The sequence below is a fragment of the Thalassobacterium maritimum genome (genome assembly GCF_031127805.1).
Taxonomy (GTDB): domain Bacteria; phylum Verrucomicrobiota; class Verrucomicrobiia; order Opitutales; family Coraliomargaritaceae; genus Thalassobacterium; species Thalassobacterium maritimum.
The window spans coordinates 48321-63704 of the sequence record NZ_JARXHW010000006.1 but is presented as its reverse complement, the minus strand read 5'-3'; the positions used below and the strand labels follow the sequence as shown (position 1 = coordinate 63704).

Below are 15384 nucleotides of genomic sequence, written 5' to 3'. Positions count from 1 at the left end.
GACTATGTCTAAACTACCTCGTCTTTTCATTCTGGCGCTCTTTTTCTTGTTTTGCGCGGGAGGATTTTTTCGAAAACAGCAGATTCAGCAAGCTGTTGCGGTGGGACCAGCGGAAGGGGTGGGGGCGCACCGTGGGGTGAAACCGATGCCACCGCCTGCGCGTGAGCCCGATGTTATTGAGGCGCCTCGGCTGTTTGGCTCCTTGCCACAAGCAAGTTCCGTGGCGCCGGTAATGGAGGAATTTGCCACTTGGATCGATGACTATCTCGTGAGTGCTCCGGCGCAACGAGCCGCTCTCTTGAGCAGAGGCATTGAGCTGGCAAAGCTGCGTCGCCCAGTGATGTTGGATTTGATTCAGAACGATCCTGAGTCGGCGCTCGCCTTGGCCGTTACTCGTGTGGAGCGGGTCGATTTGCCGGCTTCGGTGCTGCAATTTCTTGAGCAGCCGGTGTCGGCGCGAGCGGAGTTGGCTGTCATGCAAAGCTGCCTACATCCCGATGGGGTGGAGCCAGATCATACCCATGAGCTCTATCGAGCGACGGTGATTAATGACCAAGAATACCGTGTCTATGTATATGGGGCTCGCTTGCACGATGCCTCCTTGCGAGAGACCTCGCTGCATGGCTTTGCACTGGATCAATCGCTGGCAGTGGCGGAGTCGCGGATACGAGTCGTCGCGGAGGGGGAACCGCGCCCGCAGGGAGCGCCTCGGGCAGATACGGGAGAGCGCACTGTGGAAGCGCTGGGGGAGTGGCATGTGCTACCTGAGGATACGTCCTTGGCTGAGTTTGCCCACACAGTTCAGGCTGCGGAGTATAACCCGGTTCTGAGCTCTAATGATGCTGGCAGTGGCTCGTCGGGCGTGACTGGGCGGCCCAGTCAATCATGGACCCATGGCAGCAAGTCTTTACTGGTCATCTTGGTCGACTTCTCGGACTTGACAGGGGTGCCGATCAATAAAAATGGAACGGTTGAGATCACGCCAAGCTTATTGGATTCAGTGATCAACGACAGTGGGGAGGTGCGCAATTTTCTACAAAACAGCAGCTTTGGAAAAACGGACCTCGTCTTCGATTCGAGTTCAGATGTGACGGGTGTCTTGCGCATGCCCAATACTGCGGAAAGCTATGCGGCGGCCGATGCCACGACCTTGCTGCATACACATGCACGTGCGGCGGCCCTGAGTGCAGGCTTTGATGTAGAGGATTATGATCGTGTCGCGGTGGTCTTTAGTAATTTATCGGGACTGAGTGGGTCTAAATTCACTTTTGGGGGGCGTGCCAACGTGATCGGCAGTAATCTATGGATCAATGGTTACTTTGATTTTCGCGTCGTAGGCCATGAGCTCGGGCATACCTACGGCTTACGTCACTCAAATTATTGGCAGGTGAGCGGTAGTGATCCAGTCGACCTCGCAGGCAGTTCCACCGAATATGGGGACCCCTTTGATCTGATGGGCGATGGTGATTATGCGGAAAACGATTTTAGCCATTGGAATAAGAGCTTATTGCAGTGGATTCCCGACGCGGCGGTCGACACTATACTGAGTGATGCGACAGTCAGGCTGTATCGTTTCGACGAGGCAGGGGCGGATCTGAATCTGACGCGTGCGGTCAAAGTGGTGCGTGATTCAACCCGTGATTACTGGATCGGCTATCGCAGAGCTTTGGATTCCAACGCGACCGATAATGGGGCTTATGTGCTCTGGGGCTACAATTCCCTCCAGCAAGGGAACTTACTCGATCTTACAACGCCCGGTAGCAATCCGTATGATGCGCCGCTGGCGGTCGGTTCGACTTTTTTCGATAGTGCCGCAGGCATTCGTATTACCAATCTCGCTCAAGGCGGCAGCGGGGCCAATGAATGGCTTGATGTCAGTATCGACTTTTTGCCACGCTTACAGTGGGGCGAGTCCGATTATATTATTAACGAGCAAGGTGCCGTCGCTGAATTGACTGTCACGCGCAGTAACCAGTCGGTGGGCGCGGTCTCGGTCAATTATAGCACCAGTGCGGGCACGGCTACAGCGGGCGCCGACTATACCAGTAGTTCCGGCACGCTCAATTGGGCGGATGGGGACATGAGTGCCAAAACGATTTCGATTCCAATCGTCGCCGATGCGCAGGTGGAAGGCACAGAAAACTTTACTGTCAGCCTCACTGGTGCCACGGGTGGAGTGGTCGTGCCGCCGGCAGATGCTACTGTGACGATCGCCGACCCAGGCGCACGTGATACAACTTTTGCGGCGAATCATATTAATAATTCCGTTTATTCGATCGCGCCCTTAGCGAATGGCCAGATGTTGATCGCAGGAGCTTTCTCTAGTTTGCAGGATAGTAATTATGATATCTACAGTTATGGGCGCATCGCGCGGATAAACTCGGATGGCAGCATTGATACCAGTTTTGATCCCGGTGCAGGCGCAGATGCTTCGATAGATCAAGTTCAACTGTTGCCCGATGGGAAGATTCTCATCATGGGGCGCTTCACGGAGTATGATGGTGTGCCTCGTAACCGCATCGCCCGATTGTTGAGTGATGGCAGTTTGGATACATCTTTCGACCCTGGTGTGGGGGTCGATGACCGCATTTATGCGATGTTGTCGTTGCCTAATGGCAATGTGCTTATTGCCGGCATGTTTACTCATGTCGGCGACATAGATCGGGAGTATTTGGCTTTACTCGATTCCACTGGTGCGCTGGATACGGACTTCGTTGGGCCTGATTTTATAGGCACCAGCGGTTGGCGCATTGAATCTATAGCCCTACAAGCTGATGGTAAATTTTTACTTGGAGGTGTGTTTTATCTATCATCAAGCCTACCATTTCAGGCTGGGCTTTGTCGCGTAGAGGCGACAGGTGCGCTTGATGCTAGCTTCGACGGCGTAATGGAGGGGGCGCATCTTGAGGGGAATATGGCTTCATTGCGCACGGTTGAAGATATTTCTGTGCAAATCGATGGAAAAATACTTATCTCGGGCAGTTTTAGTGCTTTTAATGATGTCGCTCGCGCTGGGGTCGCTCGTCTTCATTCGGACGGCTCAGTCGATCGTGATTTTGTTGTGAGTCCTAATGATTCGGTCGAGACCTTGCGGATACTGCCGGATGGAAATATATTGATTGGAGGCAATTTTACAGATGTGAGTGGTACAGCAGTCGCTCGTATTGCGAAGCTAAGCTCAGATGGCACGGTCGATGCCGCATTTGCAGCTGCAGGAGGGCATGCTGGGCGTGTTTATGAATTAGCTCTACAGCCAGATGGGAATATATTACTCGGGGGAGTGTATACATCTTTTCAAGCAGCGACGCCAAATCGTCCCTTGTGGCGATTTATATCAGGCTTAGCGGGGCTGCCAGGCGTAATCGAGTTGAGTCGTGATGCCAGCACGGAGGTCGAAGGCACCACAGCAAATATTACCGTGAAACGTATCGGAGGCTCCCTGGGAGCGCTTACATTGGGCTATGCCACTGTTGCTGACGATGCGACGCCAGGCCTTGATTATACGGATAGTTACGGCGTCCTCACTTGGGCCGATGGAGACAGCAGCCCGCAAACGATCCATATTCCCATCCATAGCGATGCGATTGCGGATACGCCCGAGAGCTTTGTCCTCAATTTGGGAGTGCCCCAAATTGGAGGCGCTCTACTCGGAGAGCGTCAACAAACAGTCGTCAGTATCGAGACCGCCTTCAATGCATGGAAAGAGGAGCACTTTACTCTCGCGGAATTGCAGGATCCTATGGTCAGCGGCGATACTGCGAACCCCGATCACGACGCCTATGGGAATTTAGCTGAATTTGCCTTCGGTTCGGACCCGCGAGTGGCCGATACAGATGCGCTGCCGCAAGTCGCGGTGCAAGAGTTCGCGGGCAGTGATTATTTAATGATCACATTCAATCGTCGTGCGCCTTCGCTCGATCTAGAATACACAGTCCAGAGCGAATCCGAGCTCAGCGGGGATTGGCTCGGTAGCGCCGTGCAAGTCGGTGAAGCGGTTAATAATTTCGATGGCACCGAAACGGTCACTTATCGTGATACCGAAGCCGTGAATGCCGCCAATGTGAAACGTTTTCTCCGAGTCAATGTGAGTCGTACTGAATAGTTTGTCCGAGGAGGCTGCTATGGACAACGGCTTCCGCCGTCATGCTACGTCTTTTCGCTTTGTGTGTAGAACGCAGGCGATAGCCGGTGTTTGGCGAATCGCTGCTGTTGAGCGAATCGTTGGTGTTGAGCGAATCGCTAGGCGGTTCGCTGTGGGGGCCGCTGGACCGACGCACGGCTTTGCGCCGTGCGTCGGTTGCGGGAAACTATTTAAAATGCGAATTGGTATTTCGCGAGACGTTGAGCGATTTCGTCAGCGATTTCTTTTTCCTTGTCTTCGCCTTGTGCGGCGAAGGTTACGGAGAAACGCACGAAACGACCGCAGTCATCCCAAGGCACGGTGCTGATGAGCTCGTTGGTGATGAGCCATTGGCTAAAGGCTTCGCCTGAGTCGAATTCGGTGGTTTCGCCGTCGACAGTAGCCGACTTGGGGGCTGCTACATAGAGGAAGAAGCTGCCCTTTGGCTTTTTGGCGTTGAAACCGTTTTGATTGATTGCCGCGACTAATAGATCCATGCGGCGCGAGTATTTGGCCGCGATTTCGTCGGTGATCTGTGGGTTGGCGAGTGCGACGGCACCTGCCTTTTGAATGGCGAGGAACTGACCGGAATCGGAGTTATCCTTCATGTCCGCGTATGCTTGCACGATGAGTGGGTTGCCGACTACAAAGCCGATGCGCCAGCCTGTCATGTTGTAGCTCTTGGAGAGGGAGTGTAGCTCGATGGCTACATCCTTAGCGCCGGGCACTTGGAAGATGGATACGGGCTTACCTTCGAAAATCAGCGAGGCGTAGGCCGCATCTTGTAGGATGATGAGATTGTTGGCTTTGGCGAACTCGACTGCCTTGGCAAAAAACTCCAATGTGGCAGAAGCGCCTGTGGGGTTGTTGGGGTAGTTGAGTACCATGATCTTTGCCTTGGCGCAGACTTCTGCGGGCACGGCGTCTAAGTCGGGGAGGAAGTTGTTTTCTTCGCGCAGCTCCATGTTGTATACCTGACCACCTAGGTATTTAGCGTGGGTGCCGAGCACAGGATAGCCTGGCACGGTCATGAGCACATAGTCGCCCGGATTAATGAAGCAGGCCGGGATCAGAGATAGTGCGGTCTTAGAGCCGATCGAGTGCACGACTTCTGTGCTGGCGTCGATGTCGTTCACCTTGAATACGTCGGCCATGTATTGCGCTGCAGCTTTCTTGAAGTCGTCGCCACCGTTGTCGGCGTAGCCACGATTCTCGGGCTTGGCGGCTTCTTCTTGTAGGGTCTTAATGACAATGGGGAAGGCCATCTCATCGGGCTCACCGACGCCCATGTCGATCAGGGCAACGTCCGGCTTGGCCTCTTTGGCTGCCTTTTTGGCACGTTTGATCTTCTCAAACTTGTAGATGGCAGTGGATTTGCCGTACTGATTACCGCCGATGCGCTCGGCGAAGAGTTCCTGGATGTATGGGTCGCTCATAATATTCTTTATTGGATTGGTTGTTGTTAAGTTCTATTTATGATTGTGAAAAATGGCACAAGCTAGTTAATCTTTACGAAAATCTTGTTATGCAAACAATTCAATCGGTAAATGAAATGCAATCTCACGCCATCGGCCTGCGCTCTAGCGGACGCCTGATCGGGCTCGTGCCTACTATGGGCTGCCTACATGAGGGGCACCTGTCTCTGATTGATATTGCCAAGGAAAAGGCCGATAAGGTCATTGTTTCCATTTTTGTCAACCCCACCCAGTTTGGACCTAGCGAAGATTACGCAAAATATCCTCGCATGTTGGAGGCGGATATCGAGAAGTGCCGTGAACGTGGAGCCGATATCGTGTTTAATCCGTCCGTGGATGAAATGTATCCGGAGGGCTATTCGACCTATGTCAATGAGGAGCGTATTAGTTCCGGGCTTTGCGGCATTACCCGTCCGCACCATTTTCGTGGGGTCACTACGGTCTGCCTGAAACTATTTAATATCACACGACCCGACATCGCGGTCTTTGGGCAGAAGGACGCGCAGCAGTGTGCCGTAATCAAGAAAATGGTGGCGGATCTGAATATCCCCGCGGAGATCGTGATTGGCCCGACTCAACGTGATGCCGATGGTATGGCGACCAGTTCACGTAACTCTTACTTGACGGATCAGCAACGTGAAGAGGCGAGCAACATTTCCAAAGCACTGATGATGGCGCAAGAGATGGTTGCTCGCGGCACCAAAAGTGTGGATCGTATCGTGGCCGAAGTCACGCATCACTTGATGGGCTCACGCCGCCTGCGCGTTATCTATGTGCAGGTCGTCGATCGCGATAGCATGGAGCCGGCTCGTGAGATTCTACCTGGCAAACAATTACTTTGTGTGGCTGCATGGGCGGAACAAACTCGCCTGATTGATAACATCCAACTCTAAGCGCATGTCTAAATTTTACGATGCTATTGTCATCGGTAGTGGAATTGCTGGGCTGAGCTTTGCTTTAAAGATCGCTGAAGCAGGGCACCGTGTAGCCGTCATTACCAAGAAGAATTCGGCCGATTCCAATACGAACTACGCGCAAGGCGGTATCGCCGCGGTGACTTCGCAGACGGATGATGTTGAAATGCATGTCGCCGACACATTGGACGCGGGCGATGGTCTTTGTAACGAGCAAGCGGTGCGTGAGATCCTAAAGGATGGCGCCGCCAGCATCGAGGAGCTGGCGGCGCGAGGCGTCGCGTTTACCCAGCTTGATGATGGGCGCGTGTCCTTAGGTAAGGAGGGCGGCCACTCCAAGCGGCGCATTTTACATGTGAAAGACGTGACTGGCAAAGCGATTGAGCAAGCGTTGATCCACGGCATCACTAATTCCGACAATATCGAGGTCTTGGAGCACCATTTTGCGATCGAGTTGATCACCGCCAGTAAGGTGCGTGAAGTGGGCGAGGGCAAATTGAGCGATAAGGTGCTCGGCGTCTATGCGCTCAACAGCAAGACCGATGAGGTGGAGACCTATGCCGCGTCGGCAGTCTTACTGGCAACCGGGGGCATCGGGCAAGTGTATCAATTCTCGACCAATCCATCCATCGCGACTGGCGATGGCATTGCGATGGCGTATCGCGCGGGAGTGGAGGTGCGTAATATGGAGTTTATCCAGTTTCATCCGACAGCACTCTATGCCAACGACTCCGATCGCTTTTTGATTAGTGAGGCCGTGCGCGGGGAGGGTGCCATCTTGCGCAACTTTGCAGGCGAAGCTTTTATGGAACGCTATGACCGGCGTAAAGATTTAGCCCCGCGCGATATCGTGGCCCGCGCGATCGACTCCGAAATGAAAAAATCAGGTGCCCCTCACGTGTGGCTGGATGTACGCGGAGAGTCGGCCGAGGTCATCCGTGACCGTTTTCCCAATATTTATGAGCACTGTGAGGCTCTGGGCATACATTTGGAAAAAGACATGATTCCGGTGGTGCCTGCTGCCCATTATTTATGCGGGGGCGTCAAAACCAATCTCAACAGTGAGACTTCGCTCAAGGGGCTTTATGCTTGTGGCGAAGTCGCTTGCACAGGCTTACATGGTGCCAATCGTCTAGCGAGTAACTCTCTGCTCGAAGCGGTTGTGATGGCCACGCGTGGTGCGGATGCGCTGATCCAGTATCTGGCTGAGGCCGAGTCAGAATCTTTTGAGTTACCCGAATGGAAGGATGGCGATCTACGTGATTCTGATGAGCGTGTGATACTCTCACATAATTTAGATGAATTAAAGCGCACCCTGTGGGACTATGTGGGCATCGTGCGCACCACCAAACGCTTGCAGCGTGCTCGTACGCGTATTCAAAACTTAGAGCGCGAAATCAACGAGTATTATTGGAATTTTAAGGTGGATGAGAGCCTGTTACAGTTGCGCAATATGATTTTAGTGGCTAGCTTGATCATTGATTGCGCTTTGCTGCGTAAAGAGAGTCGAGGCCTGCACTATACGCTGGATTATCCGAACAAACTTGAGACCTCAGTCGATACTACAGTAGTTAAACAGTGATGAAAGAAAACGATCTAGGACGTTGGACTTTAGTGGGGCCGGGAGCGGTTGGCCTTTATTATGGAGGGCGTATCGCGGGGCCCACTCGTAAGCTTTCGGTCCTAGCGCGCTCGGATGCAGATACGCTGGCAAACGAAGGGATCCGTATCGCTATGGTGAATCCTAAGAATGCTAAGATCTTAGATTCGATCGAAGCACCTCTGGAATACGTCACCCGCGAGGCGCATACGATGGCTCCGACCGATTGCGTTATAATTGCCGCAAAATCGACGGTCAATGAAGCGCTCGTCGAATCTCTCAAGTCGATTGTAGAGCCTGGGCATACCGTGCTGCTCTGTCTGCAAAACGGGATGGGCAACGCCGAATTTTTTGCGAAGCATTTTCCCGAAAACCCAATACTGTCCGGATTATGTTTCGTATGCGTGAACCGCACCGCACCGGGCTACGTTGAAAATTATCATCCTGGCCGTGTTGAAGTGGGTTCTCTTGGGGATCGCTGGCCTCAGGCTGCGCAAGCAGTGGTGGATGCCTTTAATCACGCCGGCGTCGTGACGAGCCATGCCGAGCAACTCGACGCTGCACTCTGGCGCAAGCTTTGCTGGAATGTGCCTTTTAACGGCCTGTCTATCGCTGCAGGCGGAATCACCACGGATAAAATACTCGCGGACCCCGATCTGATACAGCGCGCTCGCGTTTTGATGGAGGAAGTGCGTGCTGTAGCAGTGCTGGCCGGTCACCGCATTTCCGATAAATTTATTGCTGGCCAATTCAGCGTGACTGAAAAAATGGGGGCCTATAAGCCATCCTCGCTGATCGATTATTTAGCGCGCAAACCAGTGGAGCTCGAGTCCATTTGGGGCGAGCCTCTACGTCGTGGGCATGCTCTGGGTGCGCAGATGCCCGAGCTGCAAAAGTTATACGACGAGTTGAAGCAGCTTTTATCTACTCATTAGAGTGGGCGTCGCGACACTTGATTCCTTGATTCGCGACGCCCGATCTAGTCAAATTTAGTGTGTGTGATGCTCGTGACTGTGGTCTAGGTAGAGCTCTTTAAATGCGGCGACTTTCTTGGAGAGTGTTTCGACGGGCTCGTCTTCGACACTTTGCTTCGACTTCATTGAATAGACGATGATGTGATGCAGCACCTCTAATTTGTCAGCATAATGATCCGCGTCAGGCTTGATGCGTTGGGCTAAGAAGTAGTTGGCGGTTTCATCTATGATCTTTTGGGCGTGACTTTCTTTATTATTGGTCCAGCGGATCAGCTGTTGTTGGTCTTGCGCAGTCAGCGTGTCCTTCGCTGCGATTTCGCGAATGCTCTTGGATGCTTTAGCAATCGTTTCGATGTGTTGCTCTAACTCCCCGAATTTCATTTCGTCTCCGTAGATGCCACAGGGCACCTGGCAGTGTGCGCTGAGCGAGGCGGTTGAAACAAGTGAAGCGAGAGCGAATGTTAGTATATGGAATGTCTTCATGGCCGCATACTCTTACGGGAATGATCAAAAATGCAAACTAGGCTTTTGATTTCTTTATGTGCGAAAATGCGCATTCACCCAGCGGTAGAAGGATTTTAGCTCAGGGGGGAGCTCGCCAGCTGGAATCACCCAGCTGAAGGTTCGCTCGATTGAAAGCTTGAGAGAGTCAATTTGCCGCAGGCGCTTGAGAGCCAATTCTTGTTGTAGCACGCGCCGTGGCATGAAGGCGATGCCCAAGCCAGCTAGGGTGGCATGCTTGAGTGCCATGGTGCTGCCAAATACTAGATTGGGCTTAAGCGACTGGATCCGTAGCCCATGTTTACTAAAGTGCTCTTCGATTACGCGTCGTGTGCCCGAGCCAGACTCGCGCCATAGTATCGGCAACTGTGGCAGCATCTCTAGGCTTACGGGTTGTGCGAGCTGCTGCTTGAGTGCTTTGCTCACTTGGCCCGGTGCGTAGATCGGTATAATTTCGTCCACGGTGAAAGGCTCTAGGTGCAGTCCCGATGCACGCGTGAGACCCTCCACAGCCCCCAGTGAGACACGTCCGCTGCGCACCGCGGCGAGCACTTCGTCGGTATTTTCGGAGCGCAGCTCGATGCCTGTATTGTGGTGATTTCGTAGATAATCGGCTAATAATTTCGGAAATACAAAATCAGAGAGCGTGGAACTCGCCGAAATACGGATGGGGGCACTCTGTATCTGGGTGCTGTACGGGTCGACCGCTTCGAAGGCCTCACGAAGCAGGTGAGGCAGGCGTTGTGCGATCGGAAGTAGGCGTTTGCCTGCGTCGTTGAGCGTCATGCCTTGACTGGAGCGATCAAAGAGACTTTGCCCGACCGCATCTTCCAGACGTTGAATGCGGGCGGAGAGCGTTGGTTGTGATAGATGCAAAGCGCGCGATGCGGCCAATACACCACCATGCTGCACGATGGCCAGGAAGGTGGATAACCATTCGGGGTCGAGTCGTGGTAGACTAGCTTTCATGCCTGTAGTTTGATATAGAAAAAGCTGATGGCAAATTGAATCTATCAATTACCACTGTAGCATGATTTCGGCTATACTAGCGGCATGCAAATGAATCAGCGAAATGGTATGCGCATTGGGGCTTGGGGCATTCCTTTGGGAATGTTGGCAATTCTGTTTGGGGGCGCGAGCGGTGCGGTGGCCTTGGGGCTCGGTATTTTAGTGGCTCAGTTGGGCTGGAACCTTCAACCGGAGCGTTGGAGCCTCTGGGCGCACCGCTTATTACAAATCTCGATCATTGGCTTGGGAGCCGGGATTGATCTACCGCTGGTGGCGCAAGCAGGAATGGATGGATTTGGCATTACTTTTGTGAGCATTGCATTGATCTTGGTATTTGGCGGCTGGTTGGCCCACTGGCTGCGAGTGCCCAAGGAGGCGGGCTTGTTGATTTGTGTCGGAACGGCGATTTGTGGGGGGAGTGCGATCGCAGCGGTAGCGGGCGTGTTGCGTCCACGCTCGCAACACACCGCGACCGCGCTAGCTGTGGTGTTTGCTTTAAATGCGGTGGCTTTGCTGCTCTTTCCGCTAGTCGGCAACTATTTAAACCTGAGCGAAAGCATGTTTGGCTGGTGGGCTGCGTTGGCGATTCATGATACCAGCTCCGTGGTGGGCGCAGGTTTGGCCTATGGCCCAGACGCTTTATTGATTGCCACGACTGTGAAGTTAGCACGTTCGCTCTGGATCATTCCGGTTGCTTGCTTAGCGAGCTACTACCACCAAGCGGAACGTCGCAACGTACCACAAGGGCAGGTTGTTGAGACGAAGGCGCGTTTCCCTCTGCCATGGTTTATTCTCGGCTTTATCGGGATGGCGGGCTTGGTTTGGCTGCTGCCCGCATTGCAGCCACTCGGTGCCGAGCTCTTTCACTGGAGTCAGCGCGCTTTGACGGTCGCCTTGTTCTTGATCGGCGTGGGCATGGTGCCTGCAATGTTGAAGCAAGTCGGCTGGCGTCCGCTGGCGCTTGGTGTCAGTTTGTGGATTCCCACAGCGGCGCTTTCTTTGCTGGCATTGAAGTTTTGGATGCGGGCTTAGCTGATGACTGCCTCGCAGGTGCTGTTGGGAGGAAGCTTTGTAACTCGCGAGCTTCGACTTGCGCGCACAGATAAATGAACTATCACTGGCTGCTATATGGCCCTTTCGACCACAGCCCCTCCCATTGGCATCTATTGTCATGTGCCTTTTTGCGCTTCGACCTGCGACTTTTGTGCCTTTTATCAAGAGAAGCCACGACGTGGGGACTTGGATCGCTATTTGGCAGCGATGGATCTGGAGTTTGCTCAGCTGCCGCAGGATCGTGTCGTGGACACGGTATTCTGGGGTGGGGGCACGCCAGGCTTGCTGGCGGCAAAGGATTTAGAGCGCCTTGGCCGTTCTTTATTAAAGCGCTTACCGCAGCCCCCTGAGGAGTGGACGATTGAAATGGCGCCGTCCACCGTCAAGGCCGACAAGCTCGCGGTGTTGCGCGACCTGGGCGTGACGCGCATTTCCATGGGGGTGCAAAGTTTTGATCCCAAATTGCTTGAATCGCTCGGGCGCTTGCACAATCCGAAGCAAATTTATACCGCCTGGGAGCGGGTGCAGGCGGCTGGTTTTCCGCAGACAAATCTTGATCTGATGTTTGCGATTCCAAACCAGAGTATCGAGCAGTGGGAGGCAGACATACGTGAAGCGGCACGACTGGGGCCGACGCACCTTTCCACGTATTGCCTTACTTTTGAGGAGGACACTGCACTTTACGTCAAACTCTCGCAGGGCAAGGTGTCGATTGATGAAGCCAAAGAACTGCGTTTCTACGAGCGTGGTTGGGAGCTGCTGGCAGAGCTCGGTTACGCGCAATACGAAATCTCGAATTTCGCGCAGCCCGATGCGGAATGTCGTCATAATATGAATACATGGCGCATGCAGGAATGGATCGGTTGTGGCCCTTCTGCGGCCAGTCAATTTACTGGTGAGCGCTACCAGCGCCCGGCTAATTTAGATGAGTGGTGCACTGCTATGGAATTGGGCCAGCCGCCGAAGACGGAGTGTGTCACTTTGGACCATGACTTATTGCTGGCAGATTCTATTATATTTGGCCTACGTATGAATCGTGGTGTCGACCTGCAGTCGATCAACGAACGCTTTCCAACTGCCAGTAATCGGGCAGAGCTGGAGGGGCAGTTGAAAATCTTTGAACGTGAGGGGCTGTTACGGTCGCAAGGAAGTCAATATGCGCTCACACATCGTGGTCGCCTCGTATGTGATGCAATCGGGAGCGCCTTGTTAGAAGTATAGGTGGAAGTGTCGGCAACAGGCTTCTGCTTAAAGCGAAAACTACAGAAGCTTAATCGTAGCGACGACGCAAATTCGTGGGTAAAATGCCTAACTCTTCGCGGTATTTTGCCACCGTGCGGCGGGCGATTTTAATATCTTTTGCCTTCAACTGCTCGACGATCTTCTGGTCACTCAATGGTTTGGCGGGCGGCTCCTCTTCGATGATTTGAGCAATCATGTCTTTAATCGTTTTATTCGAGACCGACTCGCCATTGCCTGCTTTGTAGCCTGGTGTGAAGAAATACTTGAAAGCAAAGACCCCATGCGGCGTGCGGATGTACTTGTTGGCAATCGCACGACTAACTGTCGTCTCGTGCACGCCGACGGTTTCTGCGATGGTATTCATTGTGAGCGGTCGTAGTTTGGAAACACCGACTTCGAAGAACTCATTTTGAAATTTTAGGATCTCACGCGTGATGCGCTCAATGGTTTGTTGGCGTTGCTCGATCGAATTAATCAAGAACTTGCCAGAGCGCATACGCTCGAGCATAAACTCTTTCTCCTGCTTGCTCAGTGTGCCTTTGGCTAGCATGTCCTTGTAGGTGCTGCTGATGCGTAGGCGGGGGATATAATCACTGTTGAGGACCACTTGCCACTCGTCATATTCATCCTGAAATACACTGACGTCGGGCTGGATCACGCTATTACTATCGGGGCTGAAGCGTTTGCCCGGTGCGGGTTCTAGCGTGGAAATTTCTTCGATCGCATCTTGTATGTCTTCAGGGCTGGCGCCTGTCTTGCGTTTGAGTTCGGGCACGCGTCGACGTACCAATAAGTCAAAGTGTTCGCGCAAGATTTTGGCCGCAAGGGAGTCGCCGCGGCCACGCAGCTCCAGTTGCGTGGCTAAGCAATCTTCTAAGTTCTCGGTGCCGATGCCGGGAGGGTCGAATGTCTTGAGTGTGGCCGCTGCGCTAGTGACCACACCATAAGGTATGCGTGCAGTTAGCGCGACGTTGGAAATGGTTTCCGTTAAGTAGCCGCTGTCATCTAAGCTACCGATCAGGTAGAGTAGGGCCTCAAGCTCTTGTTCACTGCAATCAGTGAGTTCGGCTTGTTCAATTAAGTGCTGCTGGAGTGAGACGTTTTCAGTCAGTGAATTTAAGAAAAAGTCACGACGTTCATCGTCTTCTGAAGTGTGCGATTGCCCCGTGTTTTCTTGCGCGTAATGTTCGCGCATTTCATCGCTCATTTTTTCAAGCGCACTGAAATCCTCCGCATTGAAGTCGAGTTCGACGTTGGCTTCGGGCTCGTTTTCGTTGGGCGACTCTTTGTGCTCCTCGACACTAATGCTATCGATGGGCAATTCTTCCAACAAAGGGTTGGCCTGCAATTCCTCTAGGATGGAGGTGCGCAGTTCAACCGCCGGAGCCTGCAGAATCTTCAGCGAATTGCGCAATTGTGGCGCTAAAACGAGTGATTGTGTCTGCTTCTGTACTTGTTGAAACCCCTGTGTACTCATAGTGAGAGCGTTCGATTGCGTTAATCAGATTCGTTTTGTTCTAGGCCGGGGGTAAGACCTTTGTTCCACCTTTCGGCTGCGTTTTCGCCGCCCTCCTCGAAGAGGTCCAGCATGTAGGCGGCCAGCTTTTCGTTTGTGGGGCCGTAGCCGTCGCCATATAAAAACATTTCTAGAGCGGTAAGCATCGCTTGAGCGCTTTGATAGCGCTTGTCGCGGTTACGTTTGAAGGCGCGCTGGAGAATGTCATCCAAGCGCGGGTCAATCTCTGGTCGTAAATCTGTGAAGTCTGGAATGCTGAGTTCCAGTATGTTCTTGCGAGTCGCCTCCTCGCGATTGGCTTCGAAAATGTTTTCGCCCAGCAAGAGTTCGGAAAGTAAGATCGCACAGCTAAACAGGTCGGCACGTGCATCCGTCACTTCGCGGCGGGCTTGTTCGGGCGAGAGGTATTCATCTTTGCCCGCGATGACTTCGCCTTCTTCGTTATACATCAAGTCGAAGGCCTTCGCGATTCCGAAATCGGTGAGTTTGACGTCGCCCTCGCGCGCTAGCATGATGTTGCGCGGGTTGACGTCGCGGTGTACGATGCCGAGGTTGCGCCCTGACTTGTCACAGCGCTGGTGAGCATGGGAGAGCCCGCGGCAGATGCGTGATACAATAAATGCAGCCAGATCAGTGGGCACCAGTTGCTTGGTGTCGCGATGGCGCATGATGAAGTCTTCCAGCGTAATGCCATCGACATACTCCATCGTCATAAAATACTGACCACTAATTTCGCCTAGATGATAGGTCTGTACAATATTTGTGTGAATTAAGTCTGCCACTAGACGCGCTTCGCCCACAAAATTACTGCGAAACTCTTCGATCTTGGAATACTCTTCGCGAATCAATTTAACGGCCACACGCTTTACAAACTTGCCTGCGCCTTTTTGCTCTGCTTCATAAACAATGCCCATGCCCCCCTCGGCGATGATTCGCACGAGTTTAAAGTGTAGCTCATTGAATATGTGTTTTATGTGACTC

General features: G+C 53.0%; 11 protein-coding genes. 6 read left to right on the top strand and 5 right to left on the bottom strand.

Going from position 1 to position 15384, the window contains the following annotated elements; translation table 11 throughout:
- Positions 1–4 precede the first annotated feature (4 nt).
- Positions 5–4102 (top strand): Calx-beta domain-containing protein, encoded by a 4098-nt coding sequence (locus QEH52_RS04245; protein ID WP_308948817.1) that lies wholly within the window; start codon positions 5–7, stop codon positions 4100–4102.
- A 209-nt stretch (positions 4103–4311) separates the two neighbouring features.
- Here the strand turns inward: QEH52_RS04245 and QEH52_RS04240 are convergent, their stop codons facing one another.
- The gene (locus QEH52_RS04240; RefSeq protein ID WP_308948816.1) at positions 4312–5556 is read right to left on the bottom strand and encodes an LL-diaminopimelate aminotransferase; all 1245 of its coding nucleotides are present in this window, start codon (positions 5554–5556) and stop codon (positions 4312–4314) included.
- 89 nt (positions 5557–5645) lie between these two features.
- On the opposite strand from QEH52_RS04240, the gene panC reads away from it, so the two are divergent.
- Genes panC through QEH52_RS04225 form a run of 3 tightly spaced genes read left to right on the top strand, consistent with a single transcriptional unit; the run spans position 5646 to position 9044 of the window.
- Positions 5646–6488, top strand: coding sequence for a pantoate--beta-alanine ligase (gene panC, locus QEH52_RS04235; protein WP_308948815.1), 843 nt, complete (start codon positions 5646–5648; stop codon positions 6486–6488).
- Between the two features lie 4 nt (positions 6489–6492).
- Positions 6493–8091 carry an L-aspartate oxidase gene (gene nadB, locus QEH52_RS04230; RefSeq protein WP_308948814.1) on the top strand — a complete coding sequence of 533 codons (1599 nt, stop codon included), beginning with the start codon at positions 6493–6495 and terminating at the stop codon, positions 8089–8091.
- Positions 8091–9044, top strand: coding sequence for a ketopantoate reductase family protein (locus tag QEH52_RS04225; RefSeq protein WP_308948812.1), 954 nt, complete (start codon positions 8091–8093; stop codon positions 9042–9044). The genes nadB and QEH52_RS04225 overlap by 1 nt, the downstream gene beginning before the upstream one ends.
- A 54-nt stretch (positions 9045–9098) precedes the next feature.
- Here QEH52_RS04225 and QEH52_RS04220 read toward each other — a convergent pair whose 3' ends face one another.
- Together QEH52_RS04220 and QEH52_RS04215 are read right to left on the bottom strand one after the other, a co-directional pair.
- Positions 9099–9566, bottom strand: a complete 468-nt coding sequence (locus QEH52_RS04220; RefSeq protein ID WP_308948811.1) for a superoxide dismutase [Ni] — start codon at positions 9564–9566, stop codon at positions 9099–9101.
- Positions 9567–9620: 54 nt separating this feature from the next.
- Positions 9621–10553, bottom strand: a complete 933-nt coding sequence (locus tag QEH52_RS04215; RefSeq protein ID WP_308948810.1) for a LysR family transcriptional regulator — start codon at positions 10551–10553, stop codon at positions 9621–9623.
- Positions 10554–10643: 90 nt separating this feature from the next.
- Here QEH52_RS04215 and QEH52_RS04210 point away from each other — a divergent pair, with 90 nt between their 5' ends.
- Together QEH52_RS04210 and hemW are read left to right on the top strand one after the other, a co-directional pair.
- Positions 10644–11624 carry a YeiH family protein gene (locus tag QEH52_RS04210; RefSeq protein WP_308948809.1) on the top strand — a complete coding sequence of 327 codons (981 nt, stop codon included), beginning with the start codon at positions 10644–10646 and terminating at the stop codon, positions 11622–11624.
- Positions 11625–11720: 96 nt separating this feature from the next.
- Positions 11721–12866 (top strand): radical SAM family heme chaperone HemW, encoded by a 1146-nt coding sequence (hemW, locus tag QEH52_RS04205; RefSeq protein ID WP_308948808.1) that lies wholly within the window; start codon positions 11721–11723, stop codon positions 12864–12866.
- 49 nt (positions 12867–12915) lie between these two features.
- Here hemW and rpoN read toward each other — a convergent pair whose 3' ends face one another.
- Together rpoN and QEH52_RS04195 are read right to left on the bottom strand one after the other, a co-directional pair.
- Positions 12916–14364, bottom strand: coding sequence for an RNA polymerase factor sigma-54 (gene rpoN, locus QEH52_RS04200; RefSeq protein WP_308948807.1), 1449 nt, complete (start codon positions 14362–14364; stop codon positions 12916–12918).
- Positions 14365–14384: 20 nt separating this feature from the next.
- Positions 14385–15341, bottom strand: a complete 957-nt coding sequence (locus tag QEH52_RS04195) for a serine/threonine protein kinase (protein ID WP_308948806.1) — start codon at positions 15339–15341, stop codon at positions 14385–14387.
- Positions 15342–15384: the final 43 nt, after the last annotated feature.

Coding starts and splice junctions, on each gene's coding strand:
- QEH52_RS04245 (WP_308948817.1), top strand. CDS start 5: ATGTCTAAACTACCTCGTCTTTTCATTCTGGCGCTCTTTTTCTTGTTT.
- nadB (WP_308948814.1), top strand. CDS start 6,493: ATGTCTAAATTTTACGATGCTATTGTCATCGGTAGTGGAATTGCTGGG.
- QEH52_RS04220 (WP_308948811.1), bottom strand. CDS start 9,566: ATGAAGACATTCCATATACTAACATTCGCTCTCGCTTCACTTGTTTCA.
- hemW (WP_308948808.1), top strand. CDS start 11,721: ATGGCCCTTTCGACCACAGCCCCTCCCATTGGCATCTATTGTCATGTG.
- panC (WP_308948815.1), top strand. CDS start 5,646: ATGCAAACAATTCAATCGGTAAATGAAATGCAATCTCACGCCATCGGC.
- QEH52_RS04240 (WP_308948816.1), bottom strand. CDS start 5,556: ATGAGCGACCCATACATCCAGGAACTCTTCGCCGAGCGCATCGGCGGT.
- rpoN (WP_308948807.1), bottom strand. CDS start 14,364: ATGAGTACACAGGGGTTTCAACAAGTACAGAAGCAGACACAATCACTC.
- QEH52_RS04210 (WP_308948809.1), top strand. CDS start 10,644: ATGAATCAGCGAAATGGTATGCGCATTGGGGCTTGGGGCATTCCTTTG.
- QEH52_RS04215 (WP_308948810.1), bottom strand. CDS start 10,553: ATGAAAGCTAGTCTACCACGACTCGACCCCGAATGGTTATCCACCTTC.
- QEH52_RS04225 (WP_308948812.1), top strand. CDS start 8,091: ATGAAAGAAAACGATCTAGGACGTTGGACTTTAGTGGGGCCGGGAGCG.